Raw genomic sequence first — 15,814 nt, 5'->3', positions numbered from 1 at the left:
ATATACTTAATGTATAATATTTGAAGTTTAGTGTGTTGAGGTAAAAAATGGCTATTATCCCTTATGCTCGTGTTAGTTCAGGCAAGCAATTAGAAGGTTTGTCAATGACGTTACAGGGTGACGAAAGTCTCTTAGAAAAGATTGCTAGAGAGCATAACACTACTGTCAGTCATCTACTTTACAACGATGAAGGTGTATCGAGCTACAAAGGTAAGAACGCCAAAGAAGGCGAGCTTGCGAAGCTCATTAGTGACATTGAGTCTGGTCTAATCAAACAAGGCGATATCATTGTTATGCGTGCGCTCGACCGATTGAGTCGTCAGAATCTCACAAGTTCTGAGGTTTTGTACAACACTATCATTTCAGCAGGCGTTCAGATATATACAACGATTGATAGCTTTCTATATAAGAAAGATGACCCAATGAGTTCAATCTTGGCGACTCTCGCGTTAAAGACAGCAAACGAAGAAAGTGCAAAGAAAAGTCATCTCACAAATCGATATGCGTCTCATCGAATTCAACAGTTTCTCAAGGGTGACAAGCCTGATAATGGTACAGCCTACGACATTGGGATTGGTCGTCATCCGTTCTGGATACAGCTAAAAGATAAGGTAGTTCAACCACATGAGGTAAACTTCGATATCGCAAAGGCCATGTTTTCGAAAGCGTTACAAGGTCACGGAACACCTACTCTTTTAAAGTATGCAGAATCGGTTGGCTTGAAACTAAGCTATAGCACTGTAGCTAAGATGTTCAGAAGCCATTCTACCTATGGTGACCTTCACATCAGACATATCGACGATTCAGGAAAGCCTTTCGACTATGTGCTTAAAAACTACTATCCCCCTATAGCAACAGAGAATGAGTACTATCAGGTTCGAGCTATAAAACAGAAGTTAACGAAAGAATCGAATAGTCAGAGAAAGAGAGTCAGTATTCTAGCTGGTATGCAAAAGCTGTACTGCAAATGTGGGTGGTCTATGGGTGCCTCAAGAGATGCAAGAAACGGCACCTCATACTACCGCTGTCTAAGAGGTTGTTTCTCCCCTTTAAAGCAAAACCTTGTTGATACGTTAGTACTAAACGCTGTAAGGCAGCATGTGTTTGATGTTGAAGCAAAAGACACAAGTACTCTCGATGGTCTTGAGCAACAACTTATACAGAAGAAAAAGCAACACAAAGATGCTGTAAAACGATTCTTGCTTCTAGGTGATGATGCTGGCGATACCGCTCAGGACATTATCAGTGAACTAAAGGCGGACGTAGATTCATTAACCTCTGACTACGAGCAAGAGAAAGCAAAAGTTGCAAGTGGTCAAGTTGATTACTCTGCGCTAGCTGAATTTGATGAGGCTTTGAGGCATTACCTGTCACAGGATGAACAGCTACAACGTTACATTGAAGGTGACGATGAACTCAAAGCAGAAATTCGTCATACGATAAAACGCTTAGTAACAAAGATAACAATAGACGAAAAGCACATTGTTGAAATTCAACTAAGTGATGGTCAGTACGAATACATGTATCTGTTGAGAAGGCGTGATGGCAAGAAAGTACATCAGCGCTTCTATGTACCTATCAAGATTCATGACGCAGACACCATAGCTCAGCTTAGAAGCGTAGAACCTAGTATGGTCAATCATGTAACGATTGATGAAGTACGAGATTTAGACCTGTTTGTAGAAGATGTGCCGAATCCCCTACCCGTGATTAAAGTCGAACCAAAAGACCCAGAGGCTGAGTTTTTTGAAATCCTTACTGAAGATATCTACGAGTGGAAACGCAAAGCAATTATGAATGCGGGAGCAACATCTACTCAGTGGCAACAGTTTAAAGATGTAGATGTGTCGAAGTACGGTTTTTCTGTTAAGCAAATAGAGATTACGACATCCAACTACACTAAGCAGCGCAAAACAGTCATATACAGAGTGTGGGACCGCGATGGAGTCAGGGCCATGTTTAACGCTGTGAAAATATCAGCAATACCTGACGAATAAAAAAAGGCGCTTCATAGCGCCTTTCAGTCATTTTTTTCGATTCATCGCACTTTTATCGGTAGGCTGAAATCTTATGCTTATCGGTATGTGCCTAACTTCGAAGTCCTCGCCTGACACGCTATGTTTATGTGACGACACAAAGCACGTTTTGTCGAACTTACAATCATACACAGATACACCTGCATTCTGATAATCCACGTCTTGGGCCAACTTCTCTCGCCAGTTATCCATCAAACTTTTAATGTCGATGTTCTTAGTTATAACGAGAATCGCACCCTTGTCTTGGTGTTCAAAGCCAGATGAATAACGCTCACAAAGCTGCTTGTAGCCTTCGAGCAAATAGTCATACGTGCTATGAATCTTTGACTCTCCAGTCCATTTGTAACCGTAACCCGGACTTTCAACAAAAATATCTGGATGACCGTTGCACCACCTGTCATGTGTTGCTTGATAGCCGAGTAACTTTAGTGAGTTACCAATTTCAACATTGAATCTATCTTCACCATCATTCTGGCGGAAACTTGCCGTAGGAAAGATGGTTTCTTTAATGATGTAGTCAAGGTCTCTATAAAGACGCTCAAGCCATTCTTCATAACCTTTTTCAAGCGCTATTACTCTACTCGGGAAGCCGCCAACCTCGGGCATAACTCTTTCAAGTACAGCCATCTGTGCCATTGACATGTCTTCAAGTTGTATAGGCGTCACTTTAGCACCTCCTCATCGACAGAGAAGAACATGAAAACGTCCTTTTTAACGTCTTCAATCAACTTCCCTGTATGTGGGTGTGCTATCGCGTTCTCGTGATAGGCGTGATAACTGTTTTCTTTGTCTAGGATGAAATGACCTTCATCACCAATGTATTCAAAACCAGTTTTCAATAAACCTACTCGTTCACCTGCCAAGTATTGAGTAATTCGTACTACATCATGAGGTTCAAGTATAGAGTCTGACAGCTTGTCGATTGAAGCAAAAGTCAGGTGCTGCCATGCCTTAGCATCCTTTTGGCTAATCTTTTCGATAATAATCTCACATGCCGAAGCTAAGTTCGGCATGCTCTCTAAGTCATGCCTGACTAAATCAAGCAGTTTCTGGTATCTCATTTGGCGTCTTCAAGATATCTATTAGTGCATCTAAGTCACTTTCACATGGACACATAGACACGATTGCATGGCTAAGTTGCCCACCACCTGTATTGCTTAACTCTCTAACACTTGCATTGAGAGACATTTCGTACTCATATTTCAGTTCAGCGGTAAAACTTCCCTTCCAACGGGCGGAAATTCTGTACGGGTTGATATCACATTTTTCAACACCGCCCTTGTGGAACTCTCCAGTACGGACATCACCACCTTTAGAACCGTTTCTGTCTCGTTCGTGATGAATGTAACCATCATCTGTAGTAAAGCTCAGTTCCACGACTCTGCATGACTCAGAACCGCATATTCTTTTTACTAGCGGGAAAAAGTTCATTGAATCAACGAAAATTGCAAAATCCAACCTTTCAGGCACGAGGTCTATGAATGCCTCTTGCACGCTTCTGAACAGCAAGCTAATGTCCTTCGCAGCTACAGCGGAAGACGTGTCCAAGCGTAGTTCGATAGTCTTGTCTTTAGCATTCAAACATACGATATCGATGTATTGCCTAGACTGGTCAGTGAATGCCGTAACCTTAGAGAACTTTCTCAGAAATTCAACTATTTCTGGATTGTCTCCATACACATTTGCATTGAGGTCATTTTTTTCTGTAATTGAGCGGTTTGTCGAGAAGAAGAAATAGGTCTTTTCGTACACTTGCATAACGTTTGTCAGCTTAGTGTCTTTACCTAGCTCGTCTGCTCTGTCTGCATCTATGTAGTACGGGAAAAACTCAGTGTCCACACCCTCTTCTGGAGTAGCGCTGCAATAGGCATTCTGAACGGCTTCAAATTTTTCGTCGCTTAGTTGGAATATCTTTATGGTACGGTCACCAGCAAGTAATGACTGCATGTAATATCCATCATATAACTCGATGAACTTCTGAGCGTATTCCTCTTTGTCAAAGCCGATAGAAAGCTTATCTAACGTGCGCTCAGCACCAAGTCCTGTTGCGATAGAGTTCAAGTGTAACAATGGCTTACATTGAGTTTCCCATGCGACTCGATATAGCAGTGAGCGCGAAAGACTTTTCGCTTTAGAAATCGTATCCATTAAAAATTATTCCATAACCAACTAATTGCATTTATTTTGACATATGAAACAATGCAAATCTATCTCTGACCTCTAAAAAACGAGCACAACTGTGTGATTATTGTTTTTTAAAACTGCAGGATAGCGTTTTGGATTTTTAACTACAAATCAGATGGATAAGAAATGGATTCATTTTTATACACAAGGATACGGTCGTGGGGAACTGCATGGGGAGTGGCATTTCTACTGAGCCTGTTTATGTACTTTTGGGAGCCAGCATTGGGCTCTATTTTCCTTAGATTTACACTGACCCTTTTGATTGCGTTGCTTACTGCTATGGCAGCATTCGCTCATATGGATGCGAATGAGCGTAGAAAACTAGCGAGAGAGGAATACAACACATACTCGGAATTATTAAGCGCCCTCGGCGTTAGACTAAAAACACTTTGGCTCATCAGAGAGCATTCCAAAAACGTGACTCAACACGAACATCACCTCAGGGCACTCGCATTTATCAGCACTGCACTACCAGATGAGCCCTGTAACATATCGATTGGGAAAATACAGTTTCTGTCTCGCCTTCACCTTGAACCGCTGGACTCAGAAGAGCTTTCCACGCACGGTACAAACAAAGAGCACATTCAATCCCTCCTGCGAGACTATGATGCGCTGATTATGTACTTGAGAAAACAGCAACAAGTGAGAGAATCAAAGTTTGAAGACGCAATTGTGGAAGTCAAAAGCCAACTAACTGACAATGAATCAGTCCAGATTAAACACTTTGAGGGAAAGGTTAAGTACTACGACCTGGTTAATTTTACACTTCAAACTGAAGGCGTATTGTCGTTTAGTGATAGTCTATACCACCTGTATTTGAGCGCCATACATGACCTTAACGAACACGCAGAACGAATTTTAGACCCTGTTATATGTAAGCAATATAACGGAGTGCCTAAGACAGTACTAAGTGGATTTGAACAAGAATACGTTTATCAAGAGCCTCAAGACCCCGAATATCAAAACATGCAGAATAGATACTTATAGCGAATAACCCAACATAAAAAAGCCGCCCAATTGGGCGGCTATCTCATGTAAACCATTTTTTGTCTGTACGTCGTATAGTTCTACGACCTAGCGCTTCTGCTTCAGCACTAGTCAAAGATGCTTTTCTTCGAGTTTGTCTATCTACCAAACCGAGCTGTTTGATAGCCCAACTCATTTCACCACAGTGATTGTTAGGTTTAGCCGAAAAGCCAAGTTCACGATAGATAAACCTGTTAATACGCTTTTGAATAGGGTCTTCTTCGTGGTCTTCATGGATAACTTCGTTTTGTCTTGTGACAAAAGCTTGAAAATGTTCCATTTTTTTGTCTCTTTGTGTGGCTAACCAGTCAGATAGATTTTGCGCTTCTTTCTCATCAGCTTGTTTGTTGAACTCATACGCCGACTGTCTTAGTTCTTTTTGTCGTTCGTGGATAGCTTCGTTATGAGCAATAATGCTATCGATTACTTTTAAGCCGCTCTTGTTGGCTTGTTCTACAGATGTAATTTTCATTTTATTCCTATATTAATTCTGGCTACTTCGTAGCTATCTTTTCCATGTAATAGTTAATCTGCTCTTTAAGGCATTTAGCGGAAATGGTGCCGAGCTTATCGTGGACATGCTTTAACAGCTCATCATTCGATTTAATCTCATTTGACTGCCATGCCGATTTCGTGATGTGCACGCCTTCGCGGTCAAGCTTGTCTTTAACCCACTCTTCGTAGCTCATAATCTGGTCATCAGACATCCCTATAGATTTCCATCTTGCTCTCAAGAACTCATAAACAACGTCTTGTCCATTAATGCCTTCAAACTCAGAAGGAAGCTCAGGGTTGTATTTGTTGCCTTCGAGAATCTGGGAGTACTCATCGACAGTACCCTGAATTAGCTCAGCTCTCTCAATTACTGACATTGTTGGCAGAATGCGTGCGCTAGCTTTATGGCCGACACCGCGCAGGAGGGCTTTTAACGAGTGATTTAAACCAATGAATTCTTTGTTCACATCTTCAATCTCTACTAACTCTCCGTCTCTAACCTTGAGTTCTTGTTCGATTTTTTGAAGCTTCGCTAACTCTAAGCGAGCTTTCGGGCTGTCTAACGTTGTGTCATTAGCTCTAGAGCGGCCAGCTCTAATTTGACCTGTTGGGTCGATTTTCTCTAACTCACTGTGTAGCGCTTTAGCGATGTCAGACATCACCTGTTCTGGTGCTTGGTTCATATCAAAGCTGTGCTTCCGACACCACGCATCGAATGTTGGTCTAGCGATTCCTAACTGGTCGCAAACCCAAACTTTAGTTGTTTTCTGCTTGTGCATTGTTGTTCCTTACGTTACGAAGTAGTCGTAACGGATACTTATTCTGATAAAAAAATGTCACGAATTGCGCGGGCTTGAACACTCACTAAGCCTTTGCTTTAAAGATAGTTTGAGTGTTCACACCCTAGTGACATCTGTATTTAGTGAGGCTTATCAATGAGTGAGGAACATAGACAGATAGCGACCGCTACACGCTTACGCATTGCGCTAACACGGGACACTCACGAGGAAACAGGGTGTGCGATGGCTATTGAATGAAAGCTATGACAACAGTGTTGGGGCAATCAGATAGCCCACCGACAATAAACTGTGTGACTCAATAACCAATCTACTGTCGAAGGAGTTGTTCTATGAAGAGTTAAGACAAGAGCTGGCGCTAAGACGCACTGAAATGACAGTCATTTAAGTAAGTCACATTGTTACACTCAAGCATCATGAGGTTGGATTACGACACTGATGAAGTATCGATTACTCACTTACGTCATACGACGAATCTAAGCGTTTGACATACTCAAAAAACGTGTGAAAGTGTTGTGTTTCACTGTTTTCCTTTATAAGAACAAATAAGTAAAACACAACATAAACACACGTTTTTTAGTCTTTCAATCAACGTCATCAAGTGACGTATGATTTGAGACTTGATTAGTTAAACATCTTGTCAGTTAGTTTAGGTTCATTGTTTCAAGACATCATTCATATTCAGTCAGTCAAAAACGTGTGAAAGTGTTGTGTTTCACTGTTTTCCTTTATAAGAACAAATAAACAAAGCACAACATAAACACACGTTTTTTAGTCTTTCAATCTACGTCATCAAGTGACGTATAACTTGACACTCGATTGGTTAAAACACCTTGTCAGTTAGTTTGGGTTCGTTAAACATTCAAACAGTAAAAACGTGTGAAAGTAGTGTGTTTCACTGTTTTCCTTTATAACAACAAATGAGCAAAACACACTATAAACACACGTTTTTAGTCACCCCAATCTATCTCATTGACTAGTTGCTTAACATCTTTGGTCTTGAGGTTTGATACTTGAACTCGGTCTAGCCTTGTCTCTTCATGAAACTGCTCTATGGACGTGACTTTCTCAATGTATTTCTTTCGTACGTTGTATTTGTTGCGCTGTGCATTGGTCAACTCAGCCTTCCACCAATCAAGTTTATTCAGTATGTAAACTGCGTGCCCCGCATCATACTCATAGCCCATCATAAACCGGAACAGCTTTAGTCTAGCTCTGTCATACTCCGGCTCTAACCAGCTCTGCGAACATAGCCATTCAGGCTTGATGTCACCGTCACTTGAATACAAGTATCCCCAGAAGCTGTCTGCTAACTCTGCCATTTGAGCTTTGTTTCTACGTCTAACATTCTCATTGCCATACAAAGCCTGTATAGCAGTACGACATTGCGCTAACTGCTCACTAGATAAGTTACTGAGCCATGTAATTGCGCTTTCTGTGATGCTGTTATAAGCGCTCAGCCAGTAGTCTTTAACTAAATCGACTTGCCCTGTCTCGACTGCTTTCTGTGTCAGATAATCAACCGCACCATTCATTGCTGTTTCGTAGAAACGGCTCTCAAAGTCATGAGCCTTTTTAATCGCACAATGCGCGTGCGCTATGTGCATTTGATGTTTGTTTGCGAACTCCTCAACTGACAAGTTCAGCTCAATCGCCTCTACAACATCACTTCTTTTAACTCTAGTAGCGCTCAAAGTCATACTCTTATCAAACTGCATGATATTGTCACTCATTTGAAAGCCATACTTTTTTAAGCCGTCGATAACTTGCATAGCATAAGCAGGTCTTTGAAGTTTAGTGACTTGTGAAGCACGAGCCATGACCGCCAGTCTATGCTTAGAGTCTGGTATCAACATTGCTTTCTCATCAATACCGTGAGCTGAACGAGAACGTGCAGCATCAAAATCTTGATGGTCTAGCGCCTTAACAGTCTCAAGCGCTTTCTTTTCACTGATATGGCTGTCACCGTACCCACACACAAGAATGAACTTAGCTTTGTCTCTGTTCCTCGCACGACCCCATTGCTGAACAATTCGCTCTGGTGCCGTCTGTACGCTAATAACCGTTAGTTCGTCATGTACATTGATGCCCTCTTCTAATGCTGACGTACTCAACACCACATCAACCTGCATGTCACTAATCTGCTCATGCTTTGCAAGTTCATGAAACTTGTTTTCTTTGTCTCTAACAGCGTCTCGATTTATACAAAGAGTTCTAAGGCCTTTTTGTGAAAGGTGCTCTGCAAGGTCCACGTTCTGCTTGTGGTCGTTGTTAAAAAACAGAACGGGTCTGCTGTACTCGTGAAAGCAATCGTAAATCGTTTCACGCAGGCATTCATTGGTTATGCCGTTATAGCCTTGCTCTTGTTTCTTGGGAGTGGTGAATACAACATCAAACTCTATGGGTTCAGAAGGTTTGTTGATGTTGTATATCTCATCAAAATCAAGCGGGCTTAACTCTAAAAGGTATGTGCCAGAATAGCAGAACACTGGGTAATGCTTCGCTAGACTTGTCACTTGTTCTTTAAGTTCACTAACTGCCTGTGCTCGATAATCAGCTTCGTATAACAATTGAATTTCATCGACATGAATCGCTTTGCATTCATAGCCTACAAAATCACTCAGTGCTTTCTTGTTGAACTTCTCAAGCTGCAATACGTTAAGTCTTTTACCGCTCTTCTCTGCTTTAGCTTGTTGTTGAGCTAGTATGCTTTTCTGTGGAAAAACGACCACATCATTGTTTAAGTCAGATTGATTGGTCATATGAACTGACTTGCCAACACCTGTACTCGCATTTATCAAATACAAGCCTGCCTTGGTTGGTAGCTGATGACTCTCAGCACTTAGATACTGATTAGTGGTTAAGTCGATGTTCATTTGCTGCCAAATCCTTTTGCAGTATCATTTAGAATTTTTCTCATGACAGCCTGAATTGACTTGCCGCTGCGCACTGCCTCTTGTTCTAGCGTGCGCTTTGTTTTGTTTGAAAGCTGAATCAACACATTGTTGTCAGCATGTCTGTCTTTCATGTTCACCTATTGTATTTTTGTAAGGTCTATTGATTTAAATCGTGGCTCGTAAATCGAACAGCCATCTTTTTGCCACGCTTTGAATGCGCACTCTGTTTTGTGCTTTATGTTGTGTTTGTGGTCGCCCATCAAATGACTGTGCTCAGTAAGTTTGTACTCCACCTCTATTTGGGTTAAGCCACATCTGAACAGCTCCATTGCGTAGATATAGATTGTTTTGTCTCGATTTCGAGGTGCTATCATGTGTAGGAACTTTTGCTCCGCAATCTCGGTCATTCGTTCTTGATAGCGTGTCTTCTTTGGTAGCGCCGCAAGATACTGCTTTGCCTGCTCTGCTTTCTCTTGTATTTCTATCGAAGCTTTATCGACTATTTTACTAACATTCAATGTGTCAGGTTTAGGATTATAGTAAGCAGTCTTATCGTGGCTCAGGTAGCACATGCGATTGATATTGCTGGTTTGTCTATCTACTTCACACACAATGCCTTTGCGCTCTAGTACTTTCGCTACAGCACTATAGACAGCTTTGTGTAACTCATTATCTGTGCATGTATAGTTAGTTTGAATGCCAAACTTAATGCCGTTCGATGGACTACGAAAACAAAACGCTGTTTGAGCTAGAGAGCTGATTTTATGAAGAACACTGTCTTCTAGGTCGTAGATATCAACATCAAAAATCATTATTCCAGTGTTGGAAATAACATCATCGATAACGGCGCTAGTGTTATCAAAATCAACAGCAAAGAAAGCTGGTAACTGTTGTTTGTAAGGCTTTGCTTGTTCTTTTGTTAAGCTTCTAATCTTCTCGATTTCTGACTTGTATCGGTCCGACTTAATGAGATTCAACATAAGCTCAATCGTCGTGTATGGCTTTAAGTCTAAAGTTGCGCGTACACTGTCGAAGTGTGTTTGTTCAAGGTTCTTAGTTGCTATTTTCATTCATCAACTTCTTATACTTAAACACGGTTTGTAATGACAAACCCAAGTGTTCTGCGATACTTCTGAGTGAGTAACCCTCATTCACATAATACTCAATCTTTGAGATTGCCGACTGTTGGAGCGCGGGGCGTCCTGTCACTGATTTTCGTAACATTTGAAGTCCTTTTGTTGTTTGTCGTTTGTTGTTCTATTTAGTGTTCTAAAAAATAGGTATAAAAAAACACACGGACGTGTGCTTTAGAAATGTCTTTACCTGAGTATCATTATCTCATGTAAATGGTGAGCAATAAACAATCTGACTCAGTGTCAAAACTGTGGTATGTCATCATCGAAGTCCATAGGCAGCTCATCACCCGATGCAACAACCTGTGGTCTTGGGTACATAAGTTCATTGAATTTAGATTCGTTTTCAAGAACGTACTCTACACCGTCAGCGGTCAAGCGATAGCCGTACCACTCGTTTCCGTGATAGTCGCTTTCGTTTGTCTTTTCTACGAGACCTGAGCGCAAGAGCTTAATCAATGATACGTTGTAAGTTAACTCATTAATGCCGCTGCATTTTGACTTCAGAGTAAAATCCGCAATCGCATCCACGCTTGTCATTGTCTCTATAAGGTGAATCATCAAGCGAAAACAGCTTTCATCTAGTTCATACGTTTTGTGTTTGCTACCTACCTTTGAAAAGTCCTTCGTCTTCTTTTCGAAATGACCGAGCTTATCCATTTGCGTTAAGACTTTTGAGCAAGCAGCACTTACTGCTGACTCAAGGTCACCATCGGTACGCTCGGCGTTGTAGCTTAACGTGTTAAGTCCGAGTAAATCAGTCGGCATGTGGAGTTCTGCATTTCTCGGTTTAAGAACAAAACAGCGCTCCTGCCCTAATGACCCAATAAAAAGCCCCAGTTCGAACAGCACATTATCCCTGACCGTTTGCAATGTATTGGTGCGCATCTTGGTTACGTCGTCAGGAGAGAAAATGAATAGCGCAAAATCGACTTCATTAGCCTTATCAGTCAGCGTTTGCAATGTACCGCCACCTGGTTCGAAAATTTGAGGCCATAGTGAAGGTTCTGCTTTATAGTCCAAACATACGTTACACGCCTGTGTGACGTTCAGACTCTCGGCTGATGAGCCAATAAAGATTCTTGGTAGCGCCATTAAATATCCTCTTTTCTTTAAGGATAACACTGCTTGAATATGCACAAAAGTTAACGTCATCACACTGTGCTTTAATCTCGCAGATTAGTGAACCTGTTCATTTTTTCGCGAAACAACAGATAGACTCAGCACATTCGTTGAAAAATGAAAATTGGTTCAGTTTTTAACGAAACTCTCGTGAATGATACAGACTCAATATATTCACCGTGCATATCAATGAAGCTTATTGAGCTTGCATATCATTGATATTACGCAAAAAAACACTTCAAAACATTACCTAAAGCAATTGTTTCTAAGTATCATCTAATCAGTCGAGACTTACGGAGAATATTGTGGAATTTATAAAAGAACAGCAAGGCGATATGGAGAATCAACAGGATTTTGCTTTTGAGCGCTTTAATGAGGTATTGGGAAGCTTATCACCCAAGTCGATTACAACGCGGTATGGCGAGCTTTCAAAATCCCTTGACAGATTTTATAAAGTCCTACATTCAAATAAACTCAACGCAGAAGAAGATGTCTTTTATCGTCGGAACTTTTACCCAGATGATGCTTTCTCTCACTTTATAGGTTCGAATAACTATTCCGTTGATGTTGTTGAAGATATGGTTGGTGAGCATATAATCCTGTTCAAAGAGCCTGCCATAGTAACTAAAGTTCTTGTTTCAGAACTAGCGCCGAGCAAGTCAATTATCAGGTTAACTCAGAATAACGGTGGCATCTCGCAAGTTGCCTCTACTGGTCGCCTGTTTAACCGTATTGTTAGTCGCGATGATACACCAGTAGAAGCCAAACGAGGCACACTCTTTGAGATTAACGATACGGTCATTGGTTTCTTTTTGCCCAAAGAGGCTTACTTAGACTCTATTGAATATGTCTTTGTCTCGGATATTTTCAAAAACAGCAACAAACTTAATGACATAAATCATGCCATTTCGTCACTTCGCAAAGATGCCAGCATCGAAGGTTTGGATGCGGCGGCTAAGTATTCAGAGTTGCAGCAGATTATCAAAACGCAGCTCACTGTCTTTGAAAACACTAGCAATGAACTATCGCTGCAAAAAGAGATGCTTTCGTCAACAAAAGGGTCGGTTGCTAGAGCAAAAAGCGACCTGACAGAAGTTCAAGCGCAGGTAATTGAACTACAGGCCGAAATTGATAGCTTCAATACAGATTTAGACGATAAAGCTAATGAACTGTCCAACATTAATGGTCGAATAGCTGAGAAAGAAAAGGAAATAAAAGAATTTGGAGATACATGTGCTGAAAAACGCAAAGAGCTGCTAGAACTAGATAAAAAGGTTAAAGCCACTCGAAAAGTGTTAAGTGACGCTGAGAATGAAAAGACATTAACAACGCTGGATATTGACGGACACCGCAAAGAAACACGAAATCAGTTAAAGGGCTACTACGGACTAACGCTTTTAGTATTTTCTGGTCTTGTCGGCTTCGTTACGTACATGTACCACAACGCTCAAAGCTTCCAAGATTTGCTCTCTGAACTAACTGCGGTTGAAGCTAGTGCATGGAACATCCTAATCAGCAGACTACCAATGATTACAGCAACTACTTTAGTGGTTGGTGGCTTGTCTACGGTGCTCTTCTTTTTGATAAAGCACATTGTGTCACTCAATACAGAAAAGATGGCTATGTTAAAAGCCTCAGTTCTCGCTCAGCAAATCACAGACTCCATGGAGTGCAATGAAAAGATGACGGAGAAAGAAGTTATCAACTTTACCCGTGACACCAAAATCAAACTCATAACACAAGTATTCACGCAGGCACAATCAGGCTCTGTTGAGTTAAACACCTCTGTGCTAAAAGACCTAGCTACAATTATCAAGGCAGGTAAAAACTAACCCTCTAGTCTACCTATAGCCTACGCATATAGAACGTATCTATATCGGAATGCAGTTGGTTTAAAATACGGGGTCAATTCTGATATCCATCAAAGCATAGTGATGGATATCAGAGATAATACGCTCAAAGTATTATTGTATGGATTTATCATGAAAAAGTTGTTCATTTGGGTGTTAGCAATGACACCTCTCCTTTCACAAGCATCTCTGCCAACTTGGCTTAAAACAGAAGAACCTAAACAACTCGGTTTGTATGTTGAAGTATTAAATGAGTGCATGTTCGACTCAAATACACTTAACAAGTCGATAAAAGGTGAGTTTTTACGCGCTAGTATAAAGCCAGTTGAGAGCGACAAACTTTACATGAACGTTCAAGTTGTCTGCTTGCCACAAAGAAGCGTCAATGGTTCAGTTAGAGGCAATAGTACGTACGTTGATATCAGATTTGGCACCAGACACGCTGACGGTAGTTATGTTCTGTATGACAGACCGATGTACGGCACCCTTATGCAAGGTGGAACGGGCAGTGATTCAGCATCCTACTTTGTGGATGAAATAACGAGACGTTCATCTAATGCCCTGACGGACTATCTGATGGCTAACATGGAATAGTTTAAAAAGGCAGCACATGTGTGCTGCCTACCAATTTATGAGCCAAACTTCTCAAACTCTTCACTAATCATACTCGCTCTCCTCGCAGTATCATCATCAAAGTATTGACCAGCCTGTTTTAAAGCACGTGTTGCAAGTTCAACCTCATTCCCAAACGACAGTCTAGGTGCTTGAGAGTGAAATATGTTTACTACTCTAAGCATTTCTTCACCTAAAGCCATGTCATCACCTGATACAATTAGCCCTCGCCCTATGTTGTTCATTTGAGTGATAAAACACATTGTCCCGTGTACTGAGGACCGACTTATGCCAACGTCCTCCATTACAGCGATATACCCTTCCCAAGTAAACTCAGGACAACCATTAATTAGTTGATGGCTTAACTGGTTCGGTATATGAAACTGACGAGCTACTGTTTGAGCTGCTTCCAGTTGTAATTCTCTTGCTTTTTGCTTCTTCGATTTAAATAGGCCAAACATACTAGCTCCTCAGCTTGTGAAACCTCTAAGACGACTGAACTTTATTACCTCAAGTTGGCTAGCTCCACCACGCTTGTACGCTTGTGCTTGTTGAATCCAGAATGATTTGGACTCAGGCTGATTCTTCCAAGTCCACTGCACTTGTCGATTGATTTCCTCACACTCATGCAAAGTGAGTTCTCTTCCTTTTTGATGCTCTTCCTCGTTGACAAAGTTCTGATACATGAATGCTCGCGTATATAAAGAACCACGATGAATACACCAACACCAAAACGCTACTGCGCAACCCAAGACAATTAACATAATTGCACCTCAAACTTGACGACTGCCGCTCGGACAACGACGGTCATACACCGTAAAAGTTTTGCCGGTACTGATTGACTGACAAACTTTGTGCTCTTTTCGGGCATTCGTTTCAGTCGGTGGAAACACATCAAATGTGGATTGTGCGAAAGACGATGTGACAAATAAGGATAGGAATAGCGGTAATATTTTCATTGTTGCCTCTATAAAAAAGACACATCCTTGTGCTGATAAAATGACGTTTCGTTAAAGCATGACTTTACGAAACATCACTTAGTAATTGACTGCCTATATGGTTATGTTGTTGAACCTTTAATCAAGCCGCTAAGCTCATTGACCATGGTTTCAAGTTTGATGTTGGCTTCTAAAAGCCCTTTGGTAGTTTCTGACTGACACAGAGCACTCTCTACAGCCTTTAATGCAGCATCGCGCTCTTCTTTGGCTTGTTCTAACTTAACTCGTAATTGATTATTAGAATCACAGACATTAGACCATTTTGCCGTCATTCTTAATCTTTCAGAGTTAGCTAGCTCTCTTTGCCGTTGTGCCTCATCTACAACGGCCATTGCACGCTCAGCACTGTCTAAAGCTTTGTCACGTTGTTCGACGTAATCAGCAACTCGGTCACTAAGAATTTCATTTGCTTTCTTAGCAGCGATGTAAAGTGACCACACTAGACCTTCTGGCATTTCACCTACAAAAGCGTCTTTACTTTCTAGCTCTGCTATACGAGCTTTAAGACTACGATTTTCATGTTCAGCACGATTCACACGTTCAACCATTTTCTGGTCTTTTTCGCGCTCTTCTTTCACACTTTGAGCAGTTCATTGTTCTCTTTGTAGGTAGATTCTCTAAGATTCAATCAGATGGGAGTCAGATGACAAAACCTCTGATAAAC

General features: G+C 41.2%; 17 protein-coding genes. 4 read left to right on the top strand and 13 right to left on the bottom strand.

Translation table 11 applies throughout. The annotated features are described in order from the left end of the window. Positions 1-47: 47 nt before the first annotated feature. The gene (locus AC6I8Y_RS18215; RefSeq protein WP_498022556.1) at positions 48-1,997 is read left to right on the top strand and encodes a recombinase family protein; all 1,950 of its coding nucleotides are present in this window, start codon (positions 48-50) and stop codon (positions 1,995-1,997) included. 27 nt (positions 1,998-2,024) lie between these two features. Here AC6I8Y_RS18215 and AC6I8Y_RS18210 read toward each other — a convergent pair whose 3' ends face one another. From AC6I8Y_RS18210 to AC6I8Y_RS18200, 3 genes are read right to left on the bottom strand one after another with little or no spacing between them, the layout of a single operon-like run. Next, complete coding sequence (locus AC6I8Y_RS18210) at positions 2,025-2,702, bottom strand: hypothetical protein (RefSeq protein WP_498022555.1); 678 nt, start codon at positions 2,700-2,702, stop codon at positions 2,025-2,027. Then, a complete protein-coding gene (locus AC6I8Y_RS18205) occupies positions 2,699-3,097 on the bottom strand; it encodes a hypothetical protein (RefSeq protein ID WP_498022554.1) in 399 nt (132 codons plus the stop codon). The genes AC6I8Y_RS18210 and AC6I8Y_RS18205 overlap by 4 nt, the downstream gene beginning before the upstream one ends. Beyond that, on the bottom strand, positions 3,075-4,184 hold the full coding sequence (locus AC6I8Y_RS18200) for a hypothetical protein (RefSeq protein ID WP_498022553.1): 1,110 nt from the start codon (positions 4,182-4,184) through the stop codon (positions 3,075-3,077). Before AC6I8Y_RS18200 ends, AC6I8Y_RS18205 begins: the two co-directional genes overlap by 23 nt. 162 nt (positions 4,185-4,346) lie before the next feature. Between AC6I8Y_RS18200 and AC6I8Y_RS18195 the strand changes: the two genes are divergently transcribed. Continuing rightward, entirely contained in the window at positions 4,347-5,207 is an 861-nt protein-coding gene (locus tag AC6I8Y_RS18195) for a hypothetical protein (protein ID WP_498022551.1), read from the top strand. Positions 5,208-5,250: 43 nt separating this feature from the next. On the opposite strand, the gene AC6I8Y_RS18190 is transcribed toward AC6I8Y_RS18195, so the two are convergent. The 7 genes from AC6I8Y_RS18190 to AC6I8Y_RS18160 all read right to left on the bottom strand — a co-directional run bounded on the left by AC6I8Y_RS18190 (position 5,251) and on the right by AC6I8Y_RS18160 (position 11,663). Beyond that, positions 5,251-5,718, bottom strand: a complete 468-nt coding sequence (locus AC6I8Y_RS18190; RefSeq protein WP_498022550.1) for a hypothetical protein — start codon at positions 5,716-5,718, stop codon at positions 5,251-5,253. Between the two features lie 22 nt (positions 5,719-5,740). Beyond that, positions 5,741-6,520: a hypothetical protein gene (locus AC6I8Y_RS18185; RefSeq protein WP_498022548.1), complete on the bottom strand. Its 780-nt coding sequence runs from the start codon at positions 6,518-6,520 to the stop codon at positions 5,741-5,743. A 968-nt stretch (positions 6,521-7,488) separates the two neighbouring features. Then, the gene (locus AC6I8Y_RS18180; RefSeq protein WP_498022547.1) at positions 7,489-9,414 is read right to left on the bottom strand and encodes a helicase C-terminal domain-containing protein; all 1,926 of its coding nucleotides are present in this window, start codon (positions 9,412-9,414) and stop codon (positions 7,489-7,491) included. Then, entirely contained in the window at positions 9,411-9,566 is a 156-nt protein-coding gene (locus AC6I8Y_RS18175) for a hypothetical protein (protein WP_498022545.1), read from the bottom strand. The genes AC6I8Y_RS18180 and AC6I8Y_RS18175 overlap by 4 nt, the downstream gene beginning before the upstream one ends. 6 nt (positions 9,567-9,572) lie before the next feature. Further along, positions 9,573-10,505, bottom strand: a complete 933-nt coding sequence (locus AC6I8Y_RS18170; RefSeq protein ID WP_498022543.1) for a BT4734/BF3469 family protein — start codon at positions 10,503-10,505, stop codon at positions 9,573-9,575. After that, positions 10,489-10,659, bottom strand: a complete 171-nt coding sequence (locus tag AC6I8Y_RS18165; RefSeq protein ID WP_498022542.1) for a hypothetical protein — start codon at positions 10,657-10,659, stop codon at positions 10,489-10,491. Before AC6I8Y_RS18165 ends, AC6I8Y_RS18170 begins: the two co-directional genes overlap by 17 nt. 152 nt (positions 10,660-10,811) lie before the next feature. Then, positions 10,812-11,663, bottom strand: coding sequence for a TIR domain-containing protein (locus AC6I8Y_RS18160; RefSeq protein ID WP_498022541.1), 852 nt, complete (start codon positions 11,661-11,663; stop codon positions 10,812-10,814). A 332-nt stretch (positions 11,664-11,995) separates the two neighbouring features. Between AC6I8Y_RS18160 and AC6I8Y_RS18155 the strand changes: the two genes are divergently transcribed. Further along, positions 11,996-13,522 carry a hypothetical protein gene (locus AC6I8Y_RS18155; RefSeq protein ID WP_498022540.1) on the top strand — a complete coding sequence of 509 codons (1,527 nt, stop codon included), beginning with the start codon at positions 11,996-11,998 and terminating at the stop codon, positions 13,520-13,522. A 150-nt stretch (positions 13,523-13,672) separates the two neighbouring features. Further along, complete coding sequence (locus AC6I8Y_RS18150) at positions 13,673-14,134, top strand: hypothetical protein (RefSeq protein ID WP_498022539.1); 462 nt, start codon at positions 13,673-13,675, stop codon at positions 14,132-14,134. Positions 14,135-14,169: 35 nt separating this feature from the next. On the opposite strand, the gene AC6I8Y_RS18145 is transcribed toward AC6I8Y_RS18150, so the two are convergent. The 3 genes from AC6I8Y_RS18145 to AC6I8Y_RS18135 all read right to left on the bottom strand — a co-directional run bounded on the left by AC6I8Y_RS18145 (position 14,170) and on the right by AC6I8Y_RS18135 (position 15,698). Beyond that, positions 14,170-14,613 carry a hypothetical protein gene (locus AC6I8Y_RS18145; RefSeq protein WP_498022537.1) on the bottom strand — a complete coding sequence of 148 codons (444 nt, stop codon included), beginning with the start codon at positions 14,611-14,613 and terminating at the stop codon, positions 14,170-14,172. A gap of 9 nt (positions 14,614-14,622) precedes the next feature. Beyond that, on the bottom strand, positions 14,623-14,916 hold the full coding sequence (locus AC6I8Y_RS18140) for a hypothetical protein (protein ID WP_498022536.1): 294 nt from the start codon (positions 14,914-14,916) through the stop codon (positions 14,623-14,625). Between the two features lie 296 nt (positions 14,917-15,212). Continuing rightward, entirely contained in the window at positions 15,213-15,698 is a 486-nt protein-coding gene (locus tag AC6I8Y_RS18135; protein ID WP_498022534.1) for a hypothetical protein, read from the bottom strand. Positions 15,699-15,814: the final 116 nt, after the last annotated feature.

The organism is Vibrio sp. KUL78, assembly GCF_059725505.1.
Note: the sequence above shows the minus strand (reverse complement) of the source record. Positions and strands in the feature narration are given on the sequence as shown.